We start from the raw sequence: 22,229 nt of genomic DNA, 5'->3' as shown, positions 1-22,229 counted from the left end.
CAAGGACATCAGTCAGCCTTCGGGCTGGCGGGATGTCCTTTATATCGGGCAAAAACGGAAAAATCAAGCTTTTGGAAGGAGCGCTGGATTATGAATCACCCGAATTTCAACGAAATGGCTGGCCGTCTGATGGTGGCTCTCGATTATCCCGGAGCGGAACAGGCGCAGCAATTAGTACAGGCTCTCGAAGGCATTCCCTGTTATCTGAAGGTAGGCATGCAGCTTTTCTACGCTGCTGGCCCAGACTTCATTCGGGAACTGAAGTCGAAGGGATACTCGGTATTTCTTGATGTGAAGATGCATGATATTCCTAACACGGTTCGTGGTGGTGCGGAGAGCATAACTCGTCTGGGTGTGGATATGTTCAATGTGCATGCAGCTGGAGGTACAAGCATGATGCATGCTGCCCGTGAAGGTGCAGAGGCGGCTCTGGCTGCTGATCCTTCTCTTCGCAGACCTGAGATAATTGCGGTTACCCAGCTGACCAGCACCAGTCAGGAAACGATGAATGCCGAGATCGGCATTCAGGGAAGTGTGGAGGCAGCAGTCGTCCGTTATGCAGGACTAGCCCATGAGGCAGGTCTCGATGGCGTCGTTGCTTCCCCGCTGGAAGTACCGGCGATCCGCGCAGCCTGTGGCAGTGATTTTCACACGGTCACACCAGGCATCCGCCCAGCGGGAAGTGGCCTCGGAGACCAGACACGTGTCCTGACGCCAGGTGAAGCCATTGCCAGAGGCAGCCATTACATTGTTGTAGGCAGACCAATTACGGGCGCTCCCAATCCGCGTGAAGCGGCAGAAACCATTTTGAAGGAGATGTTGAACGCATGATCGAACTTACCGAGATTCCTAACCATATTGCTTCCCAACTGTTGAAAATTAAAGCGGTGGCGCTGCGTCCGCAGCAGCCATTTACCTGGACATCCGGCATCAAATCACCAATCTATTGTGATAATCGCTTAACGATGTCTTATCCAGAGATTCGTAACGACATCGCTGAAGCCTTTGCTGCAATCATTCGTGATCAATACCCTGATGCAGAGGTCATTGCAGGTACAGCAACCGCCGGTATCCCGCATGCAGCCTGGGTTGCGCAAAAGCTGAATCTGCCAATGGCTTACATTCGTGATAAAGCCAAAGGTCATGGCAAAGAGAACCTGATTGAAGGACTGATTACCGAGGGACAAAAGGTTGTTGTCATTGAAGACCTGATCTCGACAGGTGGCAGTTCCATCAAAGCTGCTGAAGCGGTACGCGTAGCCGGAGCGACTCCTCTTGCGGTACTGGCCATTTTCAGCTATCAGCTCGACAAGGGCATTAAGGCATTTGAGGAAGCGGGAATTCCCTTGCAAACCCTGTCCAATTACACCGCTTTGATGGATGTGGCTTTGGCTGAGGGGACAATTCAGGAGAGTGATTTTGAACTGCTCAAATCATGGCGTGAAGATCCTTCTTCATTTGGTAAATAATATCATTCACAACCGATTGAACAGTTTGCTTGTGAACGGTATCAAAATTGTAATGATTGCCGTCATAGAGGCAAATTCATTGAATATTCAGGAAGCATCCCACACTTTGGGGTGCTTTTTTGGTTTGTTCATCAAAATATTAACTTTTTCACTGGAACGTTGTAAAAAGCTTGTAACTTTTAGTTGTGATCCGTCGTTTATAATGCAGTGTAGGTTGGAATAGATTTCTATTTTTAGTGTCTTGATGAAGTGAACGGGATAGAAAAAGAAAGGATGAGCGTGATTGCTGGCATGAAAAAGTTATTTTCCAAAATTAGACCCGCCAAGAGCCAGTCAGGCGAGGACAGTGCAGTCGGGCAAACGGAGCAGCAGGAACCAGTTGGGCAGGATGCCACCACATACATAAGTGAACCCCAGAATGCACCCGTCGACCCGCACGACATAGTTAGTGAAGCAAGTCTGGATGAGATTGCAGCTGCAACTGCTGAACCGGAAACGAAGGCTGGCTCCCCCAAAAGGGATCTCTTGCCTCCATATGATGGACCTGTTCTGGAGGTTCGCAATGTTCATCGCAGTTTTCAGACGGGAAGCCGGATTATTCATGTACTCAAAGGCATCGATATGGAAGTGAACCCGCAACAACTGGTGATGTTGAAAGGGCGGTCAGGCTCAGGCAAAACGACGCTGCTCAATATGCTGGGTGGACTGGATCAGCCTTCAAGTGGAGATATTTTGTTCTCCGGCCAGCCTCTTCAGGATTGGGGAGACCGACGGCGGACTGCTTTGCGGCGTAAGGAAATTGGTTTTATTTTTCAGGCGTATGCGCTCATGCCCTTGTTGTCTGCCTGGGAAAATGTAGAGCTGTCGCTGCGGATGGCGGACGTGCCGCGTTCGGAATGGAAAGATCGGGTAGGTCATTGTCTGGATCTGGTTGGACTAACCAAACGGGTCAAGCACCGTCCATTCGAGATGTCCGGGGGAGAGCAGCAGCGGGTGGCCATCGCCAAGGCGATCGCCCACAGACCGAGATTGTTGCTCGCAGATGAGCCGACAGCTGAACTCGATTCCAAAATGGGAGCACAGGTTATGGCTGTATTTCGCAATATTATTGAAGTTGAACAAGTTACGATCTGTATGACTACACACGATCCTACGATTTTGGAGGTTGCGGACCATGTTTATGAAATGGCGGACGGCAGATTTATCAAGTAAAGGAGCCGCTCCGAAGAGGGGGAAGCGCGCAGCGCTTATTGTGCTAAGTGCGATAGTGGCTGCAACGATGTCCGGCTGCTCTTTGCTGCCGGCTGAAACAGAGGAAGAAGTACTTCCGCCGATTACACCGCCAACGATCTCCAAGAAGCCGGAATATGAAGTTCGGACCGAGACGCTGGAGAAGAAAGTAAGCGGAAGCGGCAAGATGATGAGCCAGCGGGAGGAAAAGGTATATTTTACGCTGGACGGTATGCATATCAAAGAGTTGAATGTAAAACCAGGAGATAAAGTGAAAAAAGGTCAACTTCTCGCAGTGCTTGATGTAGAGAGCGTGGAGAAGGAGATCCGGGCGAAAAACCTGCAGATTCGCAAATCGGAAGTCCAGATGAAGGAAACGCTTCGCAAACGGGATGAAATGGACCCGGTGGAGTTCGAAGAGTCCACGATTGCCTTCGAAGAGCTTCGTCAGGAACTCGCCGATCTGGAGGATCAGTTGGGTAAAGCCACTTTGACCGCTCCATTCGGTGGAACAATCATTGCTGTGCAGGTGGAGAAGGGCGCGGCTGTCAAAGCTTATGATCCAATTGCGACCATAGCAGATACATCCAACCTGGTTGTCGCAGCTACGTTTGCCAAGGAAGACCTGGAAAAGTTCTCGGCTGGCATGAAGGCGGATGTGGACATTAATGGCGCAGGCAAAGTGGCTGGCAAAGTTAAAGTGATGCCTGTAGCCCAAGCATCGAGTAGTGGAAATGGGAACGGCGGAAGTTCCGGGGAAGGTGGAACACCTCCAGCGAAAGAAAGCCTGGATCAGTATGTGATCGTCTCGCTGGCGAAAATGCCCAAAGGGGTTGAACGCGGTACACCTCTAACGGTATCGATTGTCACGCAGCGTACAGAGAACGCAATTGTTATTCCTGTATCCGCTCTACGCTCCATCGGTTCAAGAACGTATGTGCAAGTGGTGGAGAGTGATGGAAGCAAGCGTGAAGTGGACGTGGAAGTCGGGCAGCAGACATCCACGGATGTGGAGATTCTGAAAGGTCTGACTGTTGGACAGAAAGTAGTAGGCCGCTAATGGGGCTGCCATTGCTTCGGCTGTTGTTCCGCAAAATGTGGAACACTCGCTGGATGACGTTCAGCACACTGATCGGACTGATTGTGGCGGTCGCGTTCACCGTTAGTATTCCGATGTATGCCGATGGTGCGCTGAAGCGGGTCGTGGCCCAGACACTGCAGGATAACAGTGAGGGACTGCCAGCTGGTTCGTTGCTCATGAGTTACCAGGCACCTGGTGGTGTGAAGACAGACACACGTGGTCTGGAAGAAGTGGATCGATACATTCGTGAGGATGTACCCCGCGATATCAGTTTTCCTTTTCATACGTATGTGAACTCCCGTTCCATCCGCAGCACGGAGGTTAATCCGGAAGACCCGACCAAAGTCGATGCCAGCCGGGTCCGCAGCATGAGTCTGGGCACGATGACAGGCCTGGATGCACAGGTTAATTATTCCGCGGGAGTGAAGCCGGGTAACCAGGTGAAGGACGATACCATTGAAGCAGTTATGCTGGAAGAGGGTATGTATCGTAACGATCTGCATATCGGAGATATTCTGGAATATCCGATCTACAGCGGTCTCGATATTACGTTACGTGTGAAGATTACAGGTTCTTTCAAAGCCGATGATTCTAGCAGCCCGTACTGGGTGCAGGGATTTGACGGAATGATGAATGGACTCTATGTGGATGAAGCGGTATTTAATGATGTTTTGCTAAAGGAAAAAGGAATTCCTCTCCAGAATTCACGCTGGTATTATGCGTTTGATCTGAAAGAAATTCAAACAAGCCAGCTTTCGGGGTTGACCTCTGTGCTGGAAAGGCTCGATATCGATCTATATCAGCGGTTAAAGGATACGAAAGTGGATATCACCTTCGGGGATCTGCTGAAACAATTCCGCAGTCAGAGTCTGCAATTGCAGACCATGCTGTTCACACTGGCAGCACCGATGATTGCGATGGTCTTTTATTTTATTGCCATGAATGCCAGACAGTCGCTACAAAAGCAGGAAAGTGACATCGCGGTGCTGCGCAGTCGCGGAGCTTCTGCCCGGCAGATCTTCTCACTATACCTGCTTGAAGGTATATTCCTGGGAGCGATTGCTCTTTTCATCGGACCGTTTCTTGGATGGTTTATGGCGAAAAGCATTGGTTCAGCCAGCGGATTCCTGTCGTTTGTGGATCGGAAATCCATTCCAATCGGAATATCAAAAGAAGCCATCCTGCTTGGTCTTATTGCCGTGTTGGTGGCAATCATCGCCTCGCTTATTCCGGCAATAACCTATGCGCGGGCGACGATTGTATCGGCCAAGCGTCGGCAGGCACGCACGGATCGTGCGCCGGTATGGCAGCGCTGGTTTCTGGATATTGCGCTCCTGGGGCTTGCGGGATATGGATATTACTTGTTCTATGAACGGCAAATGTTGACGTTCCAGACTGGCATGACGACAGATCAGCTTCAGGTACAGCCGTTTCTGTTCTTTGTACCGGCACTCGCAATATTTGCACTGGGGCTGTTCTTCCTAAGGTTGTTCCCGTGGATTTTGAAGCTCATTCAGCTGATCGGGCGCAAATTTCTGCCGGTTCCATTGTATTTGACACTGACCCAGCTTTCGCGTTCATCGTCTTCTTATTATCCTTTGATGATCCTGCTGGTATTGACACTCGGACTCGGTGTGTATAACTCGGCAGCGGCTCGCACCATTGATCTAAACTCCACCGAGCGCACGTTATACCGATATGGTACGGATGTTATTATGCAGACGGTATGGGAAGGCACACCTGAAGTTAAGCCAACAGGTTCCGGACAAGGCGGCGGTTCGGGTGGCGGGCAGCAAGGTGGAGGTAGCGGTGGTTCTGGCGGTGGCGGTGCAGGCGGAGGAAACGGCGGCGGAGGTGGGGCAGGTGGAGGCGGTGGCACTTCACAACCTACCAAGATGATTTACTCCGAGCCACCTTTTGAAGTGTTCCGCAGCCTGATAGGTGTAGAACACGCAGCGAGAGTACTGCAGACGAAAGGCAATATTATTGTCTCTGGCAAATCGGGTGGACAGGGAATGCTGGTAGGGATCGACAATGTGGACTTTGCTCAAGTGGCCTGGTTCCGCAATGACTTGTTCCCGGCACATCCTTACAGATACCTCGATTTGCTTGGTAAATATGAAGGGGCCGTATTGATCTCTTCCAAATTTGCAGACAAATTCAAGCTCAAAACCGGAGACCTCGTCTCCATTGGTGTACAGGGTCAGGCCATTGAATTTGTAGTTTTTGGCATTATACCTTACTGGCCTGCCCAGTACCCGGATCAGATGCCGTTTTTCATTGCCAATCTGGATTACATCTATGATCAGGTGCCTCTGATTCCGTATGAGGTCTGGCTGAAGATGGAGCCCGATGCCAAAGTGGCTCCTTTGATGGAGAAACTTGCGGCAGAAGGCATTGAGTTGTCGTCAGTACGCGATGTGCGTACAGAGTTGGTGACCCAGGGCAAACATCCGTCAAGGGGCGGGGTGTTTGGCATACTGAGTCTCGGATTCCTTGTGTCGGTAATTATCTCTCTGATTGGATACATTCTGTACTGGTTCTTCAATCTATCCGGGCGTGTAGTACAGTTTGGTGTCCTGCGGGCAATGGGATTATCCAGGGCACAACTAAGCGGCATGTTGCTGCTGGAGCAGGTGTTTACGGCGGGACTTTCGATCATTCTTGGGATTGGCATTGGTCAGGTATCCAGCCGTCTATTCCTGCCCTTCCTGCAAACGACGGATAATGTGTCCGCACAGGTACCACCGTTTCGAATTGTGTTTGAAGAGAAAGATATGCTGCAACTGTACGGCGTGACCGTGGTCATGCTGATCATTGGAGCAACGATGCTGTTGTGGCAAATCCGCAGGCTGCGGGTTCACCAGGCAGTCAAAATGGGAGAGGAGAGGTAAACGTGATCCAATGCGAAGGACTTGTCAAAATTTTTAAATCCAGCGATGTGGAAGTCGTTGCCCTTCAAGGTCTCAATCTGACTGTCAATCAGGGTGAAATGATGGCCATTATCGGTAACAGTGGTAGCGGCAAATCCACATTGCTTAACATTCTGGGTGGACTGGATCGTCCAACAGCCGGTACTGCCGTTGTCGGGGATTGGGATTTGCTGAAAATGACGGATGCCCAATTGGTCGAGTACAAACGTCATACTGTAGGGTTCATTTGGCAAAATAACGGTCGTAACCTGCTGCCATACCTCACAGCACTGGAAAATGTGGAAACGCCCATGATTTTGGGAGGCAAGCGCGATCGTGCTTATGCCATGCAGCTGCTGGAGTGGGTTGGACTGAAGGATCGGATGCACAACAAGCTGCATCAATTGTCCGGTGGGGAGCAGCAGCGGGTGGCGATTGCCATCTCGTTATCGAATCGCCCCAAGCTGCTGCTTGCCGATGAGCCGACAGGTTCGGTGGACTCGGAGACCTGTGATACCATCATGGGCATTTTCCGCAAAATGAACAAGGAGCTCGGGGTTACGATTGTAATTGTTACTCATGATCTAACCCTCGCTGGCAAGGTGGACCGGATCGTCGCGATCCGGGACGGCTTGACCAGCACCGAGTTTGTGAAGCGCAATCCGAATCTGGATGACGAACATGGCTTGTCGGAGGCAGGAGCCCCGGATATTCATGAAGCTTTTGTCATTATAGACCGGGCGGGACGGCTTCAGGTGCCCAAGGAGTATCTCGAGGCATTGTCCATCGATAATCGTGCCACATTGGAATTTGACGGTGAGCGTATTGTCATTACACCGCCAAGATAATTTTAGAGGGGGAATTGGGAGATGAAGAACAGGTTTTGGGGAAAACGGGTGCTGGCCGTACTGGCTACAGCCAGTCTGGCATTACCGCTGCTTGCGGGGTGCACAGCGAGTGAGTCCAAGGATAACGAGCAGCGTGTACTGCGTGTAGCGACGTTATGGGGGGGCCAGGATGACAGCTATTTCCGTCAGCAGTTTACCGATGCATTTGAATTGACTCATCCGAATATTACAATTGAAGTTGTACCTGCTGTCGATCAGGGCAGCATGTACGGGTATGGTAACCAGGAAGAACAGCAGGACGTTCCGGATACGATGGAAAGTTTGAAGAAGATTATGACAGGGGATAACCCGGTAGACGTCATCGTGGCGGATACGGCGACAGTTAAGTCGTTAATTCAGGAAAACATGGTGAAACAACTGGACCCACTGATGCAGGAAGATAAGTTTGATACTTCGGATATTGTGCCAAGTGTTCTCGAAGGCATCAAGGATTTGGGAGATCAGAGCATCTACGCTTTGACACCAACGTTCTCCTCTTCGGCGTTGTTCTACAACAAGGGCATGTTTGAGAAGGCAGGCGTGGAGCCTCCAACGGATAATATGACTTGGGATGATATTTTCAACCTGGGTACCCGTCTTACCAAGGGTGAAGGAAAAGATCACGTGTTTGGTTTCTCCTTCAGTACTTATCAAGGCGGTTCCCCATACTATACGATGTCACAGTATTCTAACTCTCTGCAGCTGAAAATTTTTGATGACAAAGCAGAGAAAATGACCGTCGATTCCCCTCAATGGGAGAAAGTATGGAGTACCATTAGCAAGCTTGCCCTCGATAAAGTCATCCCTAAAGGGGATGAGCCGCAGGATCAGGATGAGAGCGGACGCTACAATCCAATTACGGGCGATCTGTTCCTGAGTGGCAAAACAGCCATGGTAATCGGAGATTACAGCTACATTAATCAATTGATTGATGCTAATAAAAATGCAGATAAAATGAAAGACTTTACAAAGGTAGAGTGGGATGTTGTCACACCTCCAGTTCATCCGGAGGCACCAGAAATCGGCGGCAATATTTATCTGAGCAACCTCATGGCCATTAACAGTTCAGCTCAAAACCCTGAAGATGCATGGGAATTGATCAAGTATATGAACAGTGAAGACTGGGCGAAGATCAAAGCGCGAAGCAGCTATGAGATGGTATCCCGGAAGAGCTTCATTAAACCCAAGGATGGATTGGATTACAATATCCAGGCGTTCTACTCACTGAAACCTGTGCCTCCAACCAATACCAACTTGGATAAAATGTATCAAAAAATGCCGAACTTGTGGCAAGTAAATGACAAGGGCATGGAATACTTCAATCAAGTGCTTGAGAATAAAAAGACACCAAAAGAAGCGCTTGGTGAATGGGCAGCCAAAGGAAATGAAATGCTGGAGAAGTTGAAAAAGAACCCTAAAGCCACATTTCAATAAGGTGAAATGATCTTGTAATAAATTGATAAGTCCAGCCGCTGGAGATTTATATCTTCGGCGGCTAATTTTATGAAATTGGGGTATTCTACAAAAGCAGGGATCAATGATGACTTCAAGAAAGGACGAGTGGAATGCACTGGGTTTATTTCAGCAAATTGTATGCAACCAAATTTCAGGCAGGGTGTCTTGCGAAACGGATGGAGCAGGATGGATGGATTTACGGTCATAACGAGCCAACAGAAGTGGAAGTATATCGTTCAAAAAAGGGGCGATATGGCGTACGTTTTATTCCCTAACATTACCCCTTGACTTATATGGATGGGATGGTGTATATTAATTAAGTCGCTGTTTTAATATTTCTTACTGACGCGGGGTGGAGCAGCCCGGTAGCTCGTCGGGCTCATAACCCGAAGGCCGCAGGTTCAAATCCTGCCCCCGCAATTTAGTTTTACTGGATGATTTACAGCCATCATCTGAACGTTATACATTTTTGTTCAGGGCCCTTAGCTCAGTTGGTTAGAGCGGTCGGCTCATAACCGATTGGTCACAGGTTCGAGTCCTGTAGGGCCCATATTCTCAAAACCCTTGCATAGCAAGGTTTTTTTTCTGTCTTTATTCGAAAAGTGAACGAAGAGGAGTGAAGAAAGGAAATTTGATATCTAATGAGAAAGACGCTGCTGCAACAATGCGGGCAGTGTCTTTTTGGTATGCCCTTTTTTCCAAATATAAGTTTCTGTCCATGCCATATATCAAATCTCACATATACTATCATATCTCGGATAGAAGGAGGTAGATTCCATGAGTCAATTTATTGATGCAAGAACGTCGCAGAATGCCAGTTTGGCTGGCTCCATTGCAATACCGATCCTTGTTGTTAACACACCTCAATTATTTGGTCAGATTGGGCTTGTCACTACTGCAGGCATTGGTGCAAATCCACGGGTGCAATTCAAAGGAACTGTTTCTGTACAACTTCCATTGGCACTCGTGGGAATAACGATAACGATTGTAAGGGGGACTGTAGCTACGGATCCGGTCATTTATTCTGCAACCTCTACATTCAACTTGAGCATTCTGGCTCCTCAGGTCATTACGTTCTCTGCGGATGATTTCAATCCACCAATTACACCTCAATTGACTTACACGGCATTCGTTAGTTCTAACTTGCTGGGTACGATTCGTGTAGGTCCTGAAAACTTTGACGGAGTTTTATATTCGGACTAACGTTGAGCGCCCTTGCAAAACGTTCGGTTACAGATAAGCCATCTATCATAAAAGACTACAAAAAGACTAATGCTGCCTTGAGAAAGGCAGCTTTTTCTTTCTACGGAAGCGCACTGTATATTTCATTTGATCTGCTTTGTTTATGATATAATGCGTTAGAGATTAAGGGAACATCTGTGAGAGCATGGAATTGAAAGCTCGAAATGTTGATGAAATTATGAATGGAAAGCAGGTTTTCAACCAATGATGCAAAACGAAGGACAACGATTCCGCTTCAGTGAGGCTCCGGTATGGGAGTGGCAGCGGGCATATTATGAACAGAAAGGGCTGCACGCTTGGACAGAGAATCAGGTTCCGCAATACATAACAAGTAACCCCATGATTGCAACGGCGTATGCAGAAATGATTTTTGGTTTACTTCAAGATCTTGCCGGCAAAGGAAAGACGGCCGAGACAGTGACCATTCTGGAACTTGGAGCGGGCGTAGGGCGCCTGGCACACCAAATTCTTTTCAAATTGAGTGAGTTGAAAGATTTTGCAGGCGTGGAGCTGCCTGCTTTTCGATATGTAATGACTGATCTGGTCGAAGATAATGTGTTGGGTTGGAGAGATCATCCGTCCATGCAACCTTTTATTGACCAAGGGATACTGGATTTTGCACGTTTTGACGCTGTGCAGGATACCGAGTTGAATCTGGTCGTGTCGGGTACAATGATTCGACCGGGCGATCTGAAACAGCCAATGCTGCTGATTGCCAACTATTTTTTTGACAGCATTCCACAGGAGTTAATTTATGTCGGTGAGGGTGAGATCTACGAGTGTGATGTGAACATTCAATCTCCTGAACCTTCTCTTCAATCTGAACCTGCCGTTTTGCTGGAAAACATGACACTGAGTTATCAATACCGCCGTGCACCTGAGTACAGTGCAGAGAACTATCCGTATCAGGATCTTATCGCGCTGTACCGGAAAGAGTTGGAGGATTCGCACATTTTGTTCCCGGCAATGGGTCTGTCCTGTCTCGAACGGTTGAACAACTTATCCGAGTGTGGATATGTTTTGATTACTGCGGACAAAGGGGACCATCGACTGGACAACTGGAAGTTTGCCGAACCGCCTGAATTTGTACTCCATGGGAGCTTTTCTTTAACGGCGAATTATCATGCCATTCAATACGTATTGGAACAGCAAGGAGCCCATACTCGTTTTACAACACATCATTATAAAGATCTAAACGTTGGATGTATGTTGATGGTAGACGAACCTTTGGGTTACGTGAATACCCGGCTGGCGTATCATCGATTTGTTGAACGTTTTGGACCTGATGATTTTTTCAGTATGAAAGAATGGATGGATCATCAGGTAGAGCGGATGGATCTGAAGCAGATTTTACCGTTCTGGCGTCTGGGCGGGTATGATGCTGAATTTTTGATCCATTGTGCCAACCGGATTTCGAGTCTTTTGCCGGATGCTAGCGATGAGGAAATGCTTGATATTCAGTCTGGAATCCACATCATGTGGTCTTCATATTATGTAATGGAGCAGCGAGGGGATGTGGCGTTTCTTGCAGGTCAGCTGTTATACGGAATGTATATGTATGAGGATGCCAAACGGTTTCTGGAAATGTCGTTAGATGCTGATTCGAAAAAACAGAATTCAGCTGTGCTTTACGACTTGGCTGTGTGCTGTTATGAACTTGAACTGGAAGAAGAAACGTTGGCTTACACAAGGAAAGTGTTGGCTCTGGAGCCTGATCATGAGGAAGCAATGGATCTGCTGAAAGGCTTCGAATGTATATAAAAATTGAAACTTACTTCTCTTTTCATCGTATTATTAGGATGATCACACCATAATTACCGATAATCGGAAGAGGAGGTGAGGATATGAGGAAAGCTCTGACCATTTTGCTATACCCGCTTGCGGCGGTTGTGGGGGCGCTGGGCGCAAATTCAGCTGCGACTGGTGATATGGTGCTTTTTGCGAAAGATATAGCTTCAGATCAGGGTTATGATGGGCAGGAGATCTATGATAGAATTGAACACAGAAATTCCTAACTACATATCATTTTAAACTGTAAAAGTAATTGTTAGACGGAGCGATAAGTTAAAGACAATTACTCTTGAAGTGAGTGGATGAGCAGGAGGCCTGCTTGTCCAGCCTTTAAGCCGGTTTCGTACCTGATTCAGGTATGAACCGGCTTTTATTATGAATGGGGGAGATACGTTGAAGATTATTATTGGACAGCCCAGGTTAGAACAACAATTGCTGCAGTTGGAAGCGGAATTGAAACAATATCCGGAAGCGGATATACTGCTCTATCCAGAAGGCTATCTGAATCAGAACGTGGAGGAGGCCAGTCGTCTGGCAGCTGCATATGGAACGATGATTGTATCAGGTCATCGCAGGTTGGATGAACGTCCCAAGGACCGTTCAATCATCATTAACAAGGCTGGGGAGACTGTATTGGAGAAAGCGAAATATACCACAGCTGCGGTAGTTAAGGAACAGGAATGGACTATAGGGGCCTTGTTATGCGACGAGTTGGTGCTGCAAGGTTTTCGCAACGAGAATATTGGCAGGGTGGATATAATTATGCATTCCATTGGTGTAGGGATGTTCAGTGAAGAGCAGTATACAGAGTGGCTTGAAAAAGCGCGGCAGATGGCGATACAAAATCAATGTTTTGTTATGGGGACCAGCCATGCGGACGGTTCATATCGTGACAGTGAAATTTCAATTCCAATCGCCTATTGTATTGCCCCGGATGGTCAAGTGGTCTTGGCGTCCAGAAACGATACGCGTACTCGTTTGATTGTATTGGATAAGCGAAATACAGCAGACCTTTACCGTGGAGTACCGGAACATGATGTGAATATCCAAGTCATTCCTTTGACATAATTTAAAGAAGAACTCACAAGGATTGGGCCTTTGAGCTTGCCGGATAGCCCGGTCATTACTGGTATAATCGACATATGTTATGGCATACCTTGAAATTCAAAGGAGGCCAATCAAATGAGTGAAGTTGGATACGGTTGTAATAATGTTGGAGGAGTAGGAACCGGTATTTGTACTTCCACTGCCGCAATTCTGGTACTCTTCATCCTGCTCGTCATCATCACTAAATCTTTCTGGCTGTAAGCCACTGCAGAACAAGGTGAGACCCTGGTTACGTGTATGCTCCGCTGAGACTTCAGCGGGGCTTGTCTCCGTTTCTATGAAAAAAATGATATGATGAAAGAGATTTGACAACCGAAAACAATGTGCTTAAAATCACATAAGAGACTAATAATAGAGATTGAAGGGATAGCAATGCCGTTTATTCGTTTTAAAGGATTCACAGGGCCCCAACTGGAGGAAGTTGTACCCCGTATAACGGAGCAATTTGCACTCATTACCAATATTCCGCGGGAGAGAATGAAGGCAGAACGTCATGACGTACAAGCCCTTACTCCTTCTCCGGCTTCAGTAGAGATTCTGATGTTCCAACGTGATCAGGAGATTCATAATCGGATTGCTTCCTCAATGCAGGCTATTTTGGAAGAAGCGGATTTGCCTGATGTGCATATTTTCTTCAATATACTGTCACCAGCGCTGTATTATAAACAAGGCAAGCCGTTGACAGATTACCGATTGGATTGAGAATAAAAGGGCTGCTCCGATAATGGTCGGAAGCAGCGGAGACGAGCAGATGTGTGCTCGTCTTTTTTTTTGATTCAATCATTTTACTCTTTGATTCGATTTAACAGGAAAGAGCACAAGGAAGATACGATGAATAAGGCACCTCCAATCAAATACACCAGTTGAACCCCCATGTGGTCGGCAATCAGACCGAAGACTACCGTAGATATGCTCATGGCAGCTGAGAGAATAATTCCATGTGCTGCGTATACCTTAGACAGGGATTCGATGGGCACATGGCTCTGTAAAGCCGTTTGCTGAGCAACATCGCGGATCTGATAAGCGGGACCCATAAGCACACACAATACCAGAGCAAGCCAAGGAAGGCTGTTTAAACCATAAGCGATGGTCAGTAAGCTGAAAAGCAGAGAGCCTATCGCCATACTGGAGATCAAGTGCTTCTGTATGCGAGCGGCCAGGGCGATGGCCAGAATTCCCCCAAGAATGGTGCCGGCAGAATAGCTGGAGTTGATAAGTCCCCACCAGCCCTCCTCTTGGCCCAAAGCTTCTTTCACAAAAGCAAGTGTGATAGCGCCGATCCAGATGGAGCCAGCAAGACCTTCAACCAGATCCATGAACGTTATCAGGCGCAACGACCGATTTTTCCAAAGGATAAGCCAACCTTCCCTTAGCACATCCCATCTGGAAGTGTTTTTCTCGACTTTTTCCTCAATATCGCGGGTAAGTGAGCTGATCGTAATCATTAGAAGCAGGACAGCCCAGGATAAGCTTGTAGCCGCCCAAAATGTTTGTGAAGCACCACAATGCATAACGATGAACCCTGTCATCGCGTATCCAATGATCGTCACGGTCTGAGTTGAGAAGGAGAGAAAACTATTCGCCTTCACCAGATCTTCCCCTTGAACCAATCGTGGGGTTAATGTATTTATTAATGGAGATTCCCATCCGTCCAGGAACGAGAGGATTGCTATTCCTACAAGCAGAAGAGGGATGTGAGCAGTGAGATCGGTAAATGCGATGGCGATCCCGGTAATCATCAATGTTTTGGCTAAAGGAATGCTGATAATCAGCTTAGAGAATGCGAAACGGTTCACAAGCAGTGGTGCAGTAAAGCCTGCTACGATACGCGCTGACATTTGAATGAATGGAAACAATGCAGCGTAAAGGACAGACCCGGTCTGACCGTAAATAAATGTCGTGATAACCATGATATATACAACATTAATGAGAGAAAGCAGCGTTTTGGCAGCCCAATATGGATAAAATGCGATGTTCATGCTAAGGTGTCCTTTCCACAACGATAATTATATTTTACGTGGATCGTTGCAAACGCACCACAAACAAAGTTGTCATTTTCCCGTCATTAAAGCAGCAAAAAAACAGCTGTCCCAGCGGACAACTGTCTTTTTGGTTTCTATAATTCAAGCCACAACGAGCGAAAAAGCAATAAGAAGCATCAACAGACTGGTCATTCTGGTCATAGCCATATACGGTCTGCTGGGCTCAGCCTCTCCCCGGGAAATCCAGCCATAACGCAGGTACCAGCCAAATTTCGGGAAGCACAAATTAATGATACAAAGTGTCATGAATATAAAAAAGAGGGTTCTCATACCCGATCTTCCTTCCTCATTGTACATGACGGACTCAAAATTAACGTTTACGTCTCGTGAAGAAGAAAACAATCAAAATAATAATAATGACGATTAATAAAAATTTCATGAGTGACCTCCAGATGAGATGATAAGTTTGTGAATGTATTTATCAGATATTACCCAAGGAACACATGACTTGAATAACTATGTTACAATTAATTATATTGTTTTTATATATACACATACCATCAGGTTATCGCTAGCTTCATTAAAAAGCGTGAATACAATAAAGTTTTGGTGAGATGAAGGAGGAAGCATGACTAAATATAATCAGCTCGCTATACAATGGGAATTTATCATCTCCAAAATTAAATCTTCCGTTACCGTAGTCGATGCCACCTTGCCTGATTTTCCGCTAATATATGTAAATGAATATTTTACTCAATTAACCGGATATAGTGCGGAAGAGTCGAATGGACAGAATTGTCGGTTTCTGCAGGGGCCGGATACGGACCCGGAAACTGTACAGCATATTCGGGAAGCATTGAAAAAGAAGCAGTCGATCAAGGCAGAGATTTTGAATTATACGAAGCATGGACAGAAGTTCTGGAATGAACTGAATATTGATCCTATTTTCGATGAATCCGGAGAATGTCTATTTTTTGTAGGAATTCAATATGATATTTCGGAGCGGAAATATGCCGAGCAGCAGTTGCGTATGGCAGCTTCGATGACAGAATTGAATAGAAGAGGACAGCTGGAGTTTATTGGGAAGCTTAACCATGAACTTCGCACGCCCCTGAACGGGATTATGGGGATGATTGAACTTGTTAGCATGGGTGAAAACAGTGAGGAGCAGGAAGAATATCTGGAGCTTGCGCGCCAGTCGGGTGAAGCCCTTCTGAACATTATCAACAATAGTCTTGATATGGCCAAGCTGGGCAGAGGGAAAATGAAAGTGGAGCAAATTGAGTTTCAGCCTTTGAAGCTTATTCAACAGATTATTAAAACGCATGAACCCGCGGCTGTAAATAAACAAATTCGCTTGCTCTGTCATGCGGATCTCGCCATTCCTGATGTACTCACGGGTGATCCTCTTCGTCTTCGGCAAGTGTTGGATAACCTGCTTAGCAACGCGATTAAATTCACGGAACAAGGTGAAGTGCAATTGCTAATGGATGTTCATGAAAAGCGGGGGGACACAGTTACGTTAGTATTTACGGTAAGCGACACTGGAATTGGAATTCCTGAGAGTAAGATTACTGAATTGTTCGAAGCATTCACTCAGACGGATGTATCTCATGCACGCAAGTTTGGCGGCAGCGGATTGGGGCTCACGATCTGCAAAGAGTTGCTCGAATTGATGGATGGTCATATTTCGGTGGAGAGTATCGAGGGAAAAGGCACGAGGTTTGAGGTTACTTTACCTTTACTTCGACAACAGGCGATTCCGAACGTGGGATAGTCTTATGCGGAACAGTCGGGAAAATACCGGCTGTTTTTTTATGCTTTTATATTGTTTAGCGAACTGGCGTTCTGATATAATGCAAGTGTTGAATGGGGGAGAAACAGCATGAGTAAAAGACGCAGAAGCAGAAAGAGCAAGAGTAAACAACGATTTAAAAAGCAGATATTGACGCTGGTGGCCATGGTAATGGTAGCTCTCTATGCTTGGGTTGGGGGAGAATGGTCCTTGGATATACCATCCCCATTCGGGGGAAGCAACCGCAGTGTGGATCATACCATCACATTCCCGGCAGAACGATATCCTGAAACGGCCAATCATATCAAGACGGCGATCAAGGCAGGACATTCGGATGTATGTACCATTGATCGCAGTGGAGCTGAGAGTAATCGGGATTTGTCGCTCAAAGGGGTGCCGGTCAAAAAGGGGAAAGATCGGGATGAATGGCCGATGGCGATGTGTGCGGAAGGCGGAGCGGGTGCGGACATTCAATATATTAGTCCCAAAGACAATCGTGGTGCAGGCTCATGGGTGGGAAACCAACTTAGTACATATCCGGATGGGACACGTGTAAAGTTTGTGGTGAAATAGCGACGGGATATGGATAAAAAATTTCTTTGATACGGAAATGCGATTGGGCTTAAAAGGGCGTGGCATCGAGTAATGGCAAAAGAAAAACCAGACGTCTATGCGTCTGGTTTTGTTGTATGGAGGGTGAAATAAACACGTCTAGTTCACGTATAAAATACATAAAGAGTCCTGTTTCCTGTCTACAGATCAGCGGTACACAACTGCATTCCACTTAAATGGTGAGAGCGAATGCTTAACAAACGTGTGACTTGTTCCACTTCATCAAATGGAATCCACAGGCTTCCATGGACTGTCCGTAAGGAAAGAATGGAAGCGTCAGCTGTACGTTCCGGAAATCCGGTTACCGTTTGCCCGCTTGTATTACGAACGATGATTTGTTGATTGCGCCGAATGGCAATTTCTACCTCTTTTTTCATATGTCATTGCTCCTGGTTATGGATTATTAATTCGATATGTCAATAATTTCAATGGTTAATTTGTCTTCTTTATCTAGTCTATCAGAACTAGGTATAGATTTCCAGATCAGAAATAATATTTTACATAGGTGAAAGGACTTATGATGTACTATACGTTTTTGAAGAAGCAACCAGGGTTATATATAGGGTAAAAGGGAGGAAACGTTAATGACACAATTGCTGATCGGGCTTGTACGCACGGTGAATGAAGCCATTATCATGCTGAATAAATTGCAAGAGGAAGGCATAGCTGATAAATATTTAGGAGCGGTAGCCAAAGAACAGGTCAATCTCGAAATGGTAAGTGAGAAGACGGGTTTGCCTATGCCTCTGAAGGGGGCAGGAACAGATGGCGCACTTGGGGTACTAAAAGGGGTGCTTGCTGGTCTGGGCAAGCGGATGGATCAGACGATGTCCATTGGAAAGGCAGTACGCAAACTCGCAGGTAACGAGATTGGAAGTGAGACGGATGATCTGGTGCTTACTTTGACAGAGGCGGGGGTTGCTGAAGAAGATGCTAATTACTATGAAGATTGGCTGATGCAGGGTCATATCCTCGTAGTTGTGGAGTGCAGCGAGGAAGAGGCAGACCGAATTCGTCCTATTTTACTTTTTTAGTTTAATTTAAGGCTGATTTTAGGTTTCTTTAATGTTGGGGAGGTATTCTTATTTCACACCTCCCTTAATATAGATGGTTTAAAGAAAGTTCGGGACCGCAACTCGAACTTTCTAGGCACTGCTGGCTAACGCGAGCAGTGCCTGTTTCATTTTTTTTGGATTATTTGATTTAAGGTATTGCAAAGTTATAAATTTCATGGTAAGATATTTCTTGTCGCCAAGAAATACATACCCATGCCGGGGTGGCGGAATTGGCAGACGCACAGGACTTAAAATCCTGCGGTAGGTGACTACCGTACCGGTTCGATCCCGGTCCTCGGCATCTTAAGAAAAGATCGCATGACACTTGTTAAACAAGTTGTTCATGCGATCTTTTTTTTTGGAAATTTTATTTTTTATAATTCTCTGCTCTGCCATTTAGGCTCATAAACATTAAAAAACGATAATACATATCAGATGTCACCTGTGGGGCTGCTCATTATGAATTACCAGGAACGATGGTGTATACTATTCGTAGGCATAAATTACCTTATCTTTGAACTTGAAGAACTCAAGGATGCGAATCAAAATAAACGATTTTATGGACGGAGGACTCGACCCATGTTGAAACAGCTTAAGCCCTATAAGGTGCTGCAGGAACGCAGAATCGAAGAGTTGAAGTCAGATGCGTATCTGCTGGAACACCAGAAATCCGGAGCCAAAATTGTACTTTTGTCCAATCAGGACGACAACAAAGTATTCAGTATCGGTTTCCGTACTCCTCCTGAAGACAATACAGGTGTAGCTCACATTCTGGAACATTCCGTTTTGTGTGGCTCCAAGAAATTTCCGGCCAAGGATTCCTTCGTTGAATTGCTGAAGGGTTCTCTTAATACTTTTCTGAATGCGATGACATATCCCGATAAAACGATCTATCCGATTGCAAGCCGGAATGATCATGATTTTCATAACCTGATGGATATTTATCTGGATGCGGTACTCCACACGAATATTTATGATAATGAAAAAATATTTTTGCAGGAGGGTTGGAATTACAACCTGACTTCAGCTGAAGATGAGTTAACCTATAATGGCGTTGTATATAACGAGATGAAGGGTGCTTTTTCTTCCCCGGAACGGATTGTGCGTAGAGAAGTTCTGAATTCACTTTTCCCGGATACTACATATTCCTGTGAATCAGGCGGATTTCCCGATGCCATTCCCGATCTGACCTATCAAGGCTTGCTGGATTTCCACTCCAGATACTATCATCCGTCCAACAGCTTCATTTATTTGTATGGGGATATGGATATGGAAGAGAAATTGCAGTGGTTAGATGAGAATTATCTGAATGATTATGACCGGATTGAGATTGATTCTGCCATTCAGCTTCAACCTGTATTCGGAGAAAGAGTGGACGCAGTCAAAACATATTCTGCCGGAAGTACCGAATCCGAAGTGGATAACAGCTTTTTGACCTATAATGCGGTCATTGGAACAAGTCTGGACAAGGAATTAAACATCTCGTTTCAAATTTTGCTGTACGCACTGCTTAACGCTCCGGGAGCGGTTCTAAAGCAGGCCTTGCTGGATAAGAGCATTGCGAAGGATGTATATGGCACGTATGATGACAGCCTCTATCAGCCTGTGTTCACCGTTGGATTGAAGAAGAGCAATCTGGCGAGCAAGGACGATTTCCTGGGAACGGTAAAAGAGGTGCTGGAGCGTGTTGTGAAAGAAGGCTTTGATCCAAAAGCGCTGCTCGCAGGCATTAATTCCTATGAATTCAACCACCGGGAAGCGGATTATGGAAGAATGCCCAAAGGATTAATCTATGGCTTCTCCTCATTGCAAAGCTGGCTGTATGATGTCGATGCTCCATTTACTCATTTGGAAGCAAATGATGTATTCGCCGAGCTGAGAACGAAGATGACCGAGGGTTACTTTGAGAAGTTGATTGATACGTATTTACTGAAAAATACACATACTTCTTTCGTTGCCGTCACGCCGGATAAAGGATTGAACGCACGCAAAGAGGAAGCTCTGAAAGCGCATCTGAAATCAGTTCAGGCGGGATTGAGCCAGGAAGAGATTCAGCAGCTCATTCAGAGAACCGAGGCTCTCGCTGAGTACCAGAATGCACCTTCAACCAAGGAACAACAACAGGTGATTCCGACGTTGTCGATAGAGGATATTGAACCGAAAGCATCCACACTCTATCAGACGGTAAATCAGGTCGAAGGTACAACCATCCTGCACCATAACATCTATACCAATGGAATCGGTTATCTAAGACTGTTGTTCGACATTAAGGAAGTCCCACGCCGTTTGCTGCCGTATGTTGGATTGCTGAAAAGTGTGCTCGGTTACGTGGATACTCAAAATTTCTCATTTAATGAATTGTCGAATGAAATTCATATTCATTCCGGGGGCATTCATAGTGGAATCGGTACGTATGCAAACGCACATGAGCACCGTGATTTCAAGGCTATGTATGAATTCAACGCCAAAGTGTTGTATGACAAACTGGGATTTGCTTTTGACATGATCAAAGAAATTGTGTTTACCTCCAAATTTGATGACTCGAAGCGTTTATACGAGATTATCTCCCAGTTGAAGGGGAACCTGCAGCGTAATCTGATCAGCGGAGGGCATTCGGCAGGAATTGGCCGATCTACCTCCAAACACTCTGCTGTTGCAGACTTCCGGGAAGCGGTTAGCGGCATCGCCTTTTACCAGTGGCTTGAGGAGCTTCAGGCGAACTTTGAGGCAAGAAAAGAAGAGTTGTCGACCAGCCTCCAATCGTTGACTGGCTTTATTTTCAGACCGGAAAACCTGCTGGTAAGTTACACTGCGGATGATCAGGGATATGCGGACCTGGAGAAGCAGGTATCCGATTTGAAAGCGAAGTTGTTCACTCAAGATGTTGCCAAAGAGAAAGCGGCATTCACACCTGTATCACATAAAGAAGGATTCAGATCACCATCTGAAGTTCAATATGTCGTTCAAACAGGCAATTTTATCGATAAAGGGTATTCGTACACCGGCTCGCTCCGTGTCTTGCAAGGGATTCTCTCCCTGGATTACTTGTGGAACAACATCAGGGCAAAGGGCGGGGCATACGGCTGCATGTCAGGCTTCAGACGCAATGGAGACAGCTATGTAGCGTCGTACCGCGACCCGAATCTCGAAAAAACATACAAAGTTTATGAAGAGATGCCACAATACTTGAAGGACTTCAAAGCAGATACACGGGAAATGACGAGATATATCATTGGTGCCATTCAGGACCTGGATACGCCCAGAACGCCTCATGGCGAAGGATCATTCTCTCTGGAATGTTATCTGTCTAATATTACTGAAGCCGATCTTCAGAAAGAACGGGATGAAGTACTGGGCACCACAGAGAGTGACATCATAGATTTTGCGGAACTGATTTCTGCCATACTGGAACAGCAGCAACGCTGTGTTATCGGTAATGAAAACAAGATTGAGGACCAGAAGCAATTATTTGACGAAACCCTTGATTTGATCAAAAACTAATCCTTGAGTTGAAGGATACAACCATGCTAATGCAGAATGCTTGGCAGCAGCAAGACAGACATATTTAAATCCCAAAGGGCGCTTTTATGAGCTTTAATAGCTTATAAAAG

General features: G+C 46.4%; 21 protein-coding genes and 3 tRNA genes. 21 read left to right on the top strand and 3 right to left on the bottom strand.

Annotated features, from left to right (window positions below; genetic code table 11):
* Window positions 1–90: 90 nt before the first annotated feature.
* From pyrF to MHB49_RS24195, 16 genes are all read left to right on the top strand, one after another.
* Complete coding sequence (gene pyrF, locus MHB49_RS24270) at window positions 91–831, top strand: orotidine-5'-phosphate decarboxylase (protein WP_405153296.1); 741 nt, start codon at window positions 91–93, stop codon at window positions 829–831.
* On the top strand, window positions 828–1,469 hold the full coding sequence (gene pyrE, locus MHB49_RS24265) for an orotate phosphoribosyltransferase (RefSeq protein WP_062326374.1): 642 nt from the start codon (window positions 828–830) through the stop codon (window positions 1,467–1,469). Before pyrF ends, pyrE begins: the two co-directional genes overlap by 4 nt.
* Before the next feature lie 273 nt (window positions 1,470–1,742).
* Complete coding sequence (locus MHB49_RS24260; protein ID WP_405153295.1) at window positions 1,743–2,681, top strand: ABC transporter ATP-binding protein; 939 nt, start codon at window positions 1,743–1,745, stop codon at window positions 2,679–2,681.
* Window positions 2,644–3,759 (top strand): efflux RND transporter periplasmic adaptor subunit, encoded by a 1,116-nt coding sequence (locus MHB49_RS24255; RefSeq protein WP_405153294.1) that lies wholly within the window; start codon window positions 2,644–2,646, stop codon window positions 3,757–3,759. Before MHB49_RS24260 ends, MHB49_RS24255 begins: the two co-directional genes overlap by 38 nt.
* Complete coding sequence (locus tag MHB49_RS24250; RefSeq protein WP_405153293.1) at window positions 3,759–6,674, top strand: ABC transporter permease; 2,916 nt, start codon at window positions 3,759–3,761, stop codon at window positions 6,672–6,674. Before MHB49_RS24255 ends, MHB49_RS24250 begins: the two co-directional genes overlap by 1 nt.
* 2 nt (window positions 6,675–6,676) lie before the next feature.
* Complete coding sequence (locus MHB49_RS24245) at window positions 6,677–7,540, top strand: ABC transporter ATP-binding protein (RefSeq protein ID WP_063567873.1); 864 nt, start codon at window positions 6,677–6,679, stop codon at window positions 7,538–7,540.
* Window positions 7,541–7,561: 21 nt separating this feature from the next.
* On the top strand, window positions 7,562–9,013 hold the full coding sequence (locus MHB49_RS24240) for an ABC transporter substrate-binding protein (RefSeq protein ID WP_405153292.1): 1,452 nt from the start codon (window positions 7,562–7,564) through the stop codon (window positions 9,011–9,013).
* A gap of 131 nt (window positions 9,014–9,144) precedes the next feature.
* Window positions 9,145–9,309, top strand: a complete 165-nt coding sequence (locus MHB49_RS24235; RefSeq protein WP_247898491.1) for a hypothetical protein — start codon at window positions 9,145–9,147, stop codon at window positions 9,307–9,309.
* Between the two features lie 71 nt (window positions 9,310–9,380).
* Window positions 9,381–9,454 (top strand) — tRNA-Met (locus MHB49_RS24230).
* A gap of 56 nt (window positions 9,455–9,510) precedes the next feature.
* Window positions 9,511–9,584 (top strand) — tRNA-Ile (locus MHB49_RS24225).
* Window positions 9,585–9,811: 227 nt separating this feature from the next.
* Window positions 9,812–10,237 carry a hypothetical protein gene (locus MHB49_RS24220; protein WP_247898490.1) on the top strand — a complete coding sequence of 142 codons (426 nt, stop codon included), beginning with the start codon at window positions 9,812–9,814 and terminating at the stop codon, window positions 10,235–10,237.
* Between the two features lie 243 nt (window positions 10,238–10,480).
* Window positions 10,481–12,037, top strand: a complete 1,557-nt coding sequence (locus MHB49_RS24215) for a tetratricopeptide repeat protein (RefSeq protein ID WP_405153291.1) — start codon at window positions 10,481–10,483, stop codon at window positions 12,035–12,037.
* A gap of 83 nt (window positions 12,038–12,120) precedes the next feature.
* Window positions 12,121–12,291 carry a hypothetical protein gene (locus tag MHB49_RS24210; protein WP_405153290.1) on the top strand — a complete coding sequence of 57 codons (171 nt, stop codon included), beginning with the start codon at window positions 12,121–12,123 and terminating at the stop codon, window positions 12,289–12,291.
* Window positions 12,292–12,460: 169 nt separating this feature from the next.
* Window positions 12,461–13,135, top strand: coding sequence for a hypothetical protein (locus MHB49_RS24205; RefSeq protein WP_405153289.1), 675 nt, complete (start codon window positions 12,461–12,463; stop codon window positions 13,133–13,135).
* Window positions 13,136–13,249: 114 nt separating this feature from the next.
* On the top strand, window positions 13,250–13,375 hold the full coding sequence (locus MHB49_RS24200; RefSeq protein ID WP_247898486.1) for a YjcZ family sporulation protein: 126 nt from the start codon (window positions 13,250–13,252) through the stop codon (window positions 13,373–13,375).
* 171 nt (window positions 13,376–13,546) lie between these two features.
* Window positions 13,547–13,876 (top strand): DUF1904 family protein, encoded by a 330-nt coding sequence (locus tag MHB49_RS24195; RefSeq protein ID WP_053784203.1) that lies wholly within the window; start codon window positions 13,547–13,549, stop codon window positions 13,874–13,876.
* A gap of 83 nt (window positions 13,877–13,959) precedes the next feature.
* Here MHB49_RS24195 and MHB49_RS24190 read toward each other — a convergent pair whose 3' ends face one another.
* Window positions 13,960–15,153: an MFS transporter gene (locus MHB49_RS24190; RefSeq protein ID WP_405153288.1), complete on the bottom strand. Its 1,194-nt coding sequence runs from the start codon at window positions 15,151–15,153 to the stop codon at window positions 13,960–13,962.
* A gap of 144 nt (window positions 15,154–15,297) precedes the next feature.
* Window positions 15,298–15,486 (bottom strand): DUF6199 family natural product biosynthesis protein, encoded by a 189-nt coding sequence (locus MHB49_RS24185; protein ID WP_090901397.1) that lies wholly within the window; start codon window positions 15,484–15,486, stop codon window positions 15,298–15,300.
* A 298-nt stretch (window positions 15,487–15,784) separates the two neighbouring features.
* Here MHB49_RS24185 and MHB49_RS24180 point away from each other — a divergent pair, with 298 nt between their 5' ends.
* Both MHB49_RS24180 and MHB49_RS24175 read left to right on the top strand, forming a co-directional pair.
* Complete coding sequence (locus MHB49_RS24180) at window positions 15,785–16,933, top strand: HAMP domain-containing sensor histidine kinase (protein WP_247898484.1); 1,149 nt, start codon at window positions 15,785–15,787, stop codon at window positions 16,931–16,933.
* A 108-nt stretch (window positions 16,934–17,041) separates the two neighbouring features.
* Window positions 17,042–17,524, top strand: a complete 483-nt coding sequence (locus MHB49_RS24175; RefSeq protein ID WP_405153287.1) for a DNA-entry nuclease — start codon at window positions 17,042–17,044, stop codon at window positions 17,522–17,524.
* Between the two features lie 179 nt (window positions 17,525–17,703).
* Here the strand turns inward: MHB49_RS24175 and MHB49_RS24170 are convergent, their stop codons facing one another.
* Window positions 17,704–17,940, bottom strand: coding sequence for a hypothetical protein (locus tag MHB49_RS24170; protein ID WP_247898482.1), 237 nt, complete (start codon window positions 17,938–17,940; stop codon window positions 17,704–17,706).
* A gap of 207 nt (window positions 17,941–18,147) precedes the next feature.
* On the opposite strand from MHB49_RS24170, the gene MHB49_RS24165 reads away from it, so the two are divergent.
* The 3 genes from MHB49_RS24165 to MHB49_RS24155 all read left to right on the top strand — a co-directional run bounded on the left by MHB49_RS24165 (window position 18,148) and on the right by MHB49_RS24155 (window position 22,119).
* Window positions 18,148–18,597, top strand: a complete 450-nt coding sequence (locus MHB49_RS24165) for a hypothetical protein (RefSeq protein ID WP_405153286.1) — start codon at window positions 18,148–18,150, stop codon at window positions 18,595–18,597.
* Window positions 18,598–18,833: 236 nt separating this feature from the next.
* Window positions 18,834–18,919, top strand: a tRNA-Leu gene (locus tag MHB49_RS24160).
* A 278-nt stretch (window positions 18,920–19,197) separates the two neighbouring features.
* Window positions 19,198–22,119 carry an insulinase family protein gene (locus MHB49_RS24155; protein ID WP_405153285.1) on the top strand — a complete coding sequence of 974 codons (2,922 nt, stop codon included), beginning with the start codon at window positions 19,198–19,200 and terminating at the stop codon, window positions 22,117–22,119.
* The last annotated feature ends 110 nt before the right edge of the window (window positions 22,120–22,229 follow it).

This window comes from Paenibacillus sp. FSL K6-0108, assembly GCF_045040695.1.
Lineage (GTDB): Bacteria > Bacillota > Bacilli > Paenibacillales > Paenibacillaceae > Paenibacillus > Paenibacillus pabuli_B.
Note: the sequence above shows the minus strand (reverse complement) of the source record. Positions and strands in the feature narration are given on the sequence as shown.

What these genes read in the sequence shown, in the direction of transcription:
- pyrF (WP_405153296.1), top strand. Translation starts at nt 91, where the DNA reads ATGAATCACCCGAATTTCAACGAAATGGCTGGCCGTCTGATGGTGGCT.
- pyrE (WP_062326374.1), top strand. Translation starts at nt 828, where the DNA reads ATGATCGAACTTACCGAGATTCCTAACCATATTGCTTCCCAACTGTTG.
- MHB49_RS24260 (WP_405153295.1), top strand. Translation starts at nt 1,743, where the DNA reads ATGAGCGTGATTGCTGGCATGAAAAAGTTATTTTCCAAAATTAGACCC.
- MHB49_RS24255 (WP_405153294.1), top strand. Translation starts at nt 2,644, where the DNA reads ATGTTTATGAAATGGCGGACGGCAGATTTATCAAGTAAAGGAGCCGCT.
- MHB49_RS24250 (WP_405153293.1), top strand. Translation starts at nt 3,759, where the DNA reads ATGGGGCTGCCATTGCTTCGGCTGTTGTTCCGCAAAATGTGGAACACT.
- MHB49_RS24240 (WP_405153292.1), top strand. Translation starts at nt 7,562, where the DNA reads ATGAAGAACAGGTTTTGGGGAAAACGGGTGCTGGCCGTACTGGCTACA.
- MHB49_RS24235 (WP_247898491.1), top strand. Translation starts at nt 9,145, where the DNA reads ATGCACTGGGTTTATTTCAGCAAATTGTATGCAACCAAATTTCAGGCA.
- MHB49_RS24220 (WP_247898490.1), top strand. Translation starts at nt 9,812, where the DNA reads ATGAGTCAATTTATTGATGCAAGAACGTCGCAGAATGCCAGTTTGGCT.
- MHB49_RS24215 (WP_405153291.1), top strand. Translation starts at nt 10,481, where the DNA reads ATGATGCAAAACGAAGGACAACGATTCCGCTTCAGTGAGGCTCCGGTA.
- MHB49_RS24210 (WP_405153290.1), top strand. Translation starts at nt 12,121, where the DNA reads ATGAGGAAAGCTCTGACCATTTTGCTATACCCGCTTGCGGCGGTTGTG.
- MHB49_RS24200 (WP_247898486.1), top strand. Translation starts at nt 13,250, where the DNA reads ATGAGTGAAGTTGGATACGGTTGTAATAATGTTGGAGGAGTAGGAACC.
- MHB49_RS24195 (WP_053784203.1), top strand. Translation starts at nt 13,547, where the DNA reads ATGCCGTTTATTCGTTTTAAAGGATTCACAGGGCCCCAACTGGAGGAA.
- MHB49_RS24190 (WP_405153288.1), bottom strand. Translation starts at nt 15,153, where the DNA reads ATGAACATCGCATTTTATCCATATTGGGCTGCCAAAACGCTGCTTTCT.
- MHB49_RS24185 (WP_090901397.1), bottom strand. Translation starts at nt 15,486, where the DNA reads ATGAGAACCCTCTTTTTTATATTCATGACACTTTGTATCATTAATTTG.
- MHB49_RS24180 (WP_247898484.1), top strand. Translation starts at nt 15,785, where the DNA reads ATGACTAAATATAATCAGCTCGCTATACAATGGGAATTTATCATCTCC.
- MHB49_RS24175 (WP_405153287.1), top strand. Translation starts at nt 17,042, where the DNA reads ATGAGTAAAAGACGCAGAAGCAGAAAGAGCAAGAGTAAACAACGATTT.
- MHB49_RS24170 (WP_247898482.1), bottom strand. Translation starts at nt 17,940, where the DNA reads ATGAAAAAAGAGGTAGAAATTGCCATTCGGCGCAATCAACAAATCATC.
- MHB49_RS24165 (WP_405153286.1), top strand. Translation starts at nt 18,148, where the DNA reads ATGACACAATTGCTGATCGGGCTTGTACGCACGGTGAATGAAGCCATT.
- MHB49_RS24155 (WP_405153285.1), top strand. Translation starts at nt 19,198, where the DNA reads ATGTTGAAACAGCTTAAGCCCTATAAGGTGCTGCAGGAACGCAGAATC.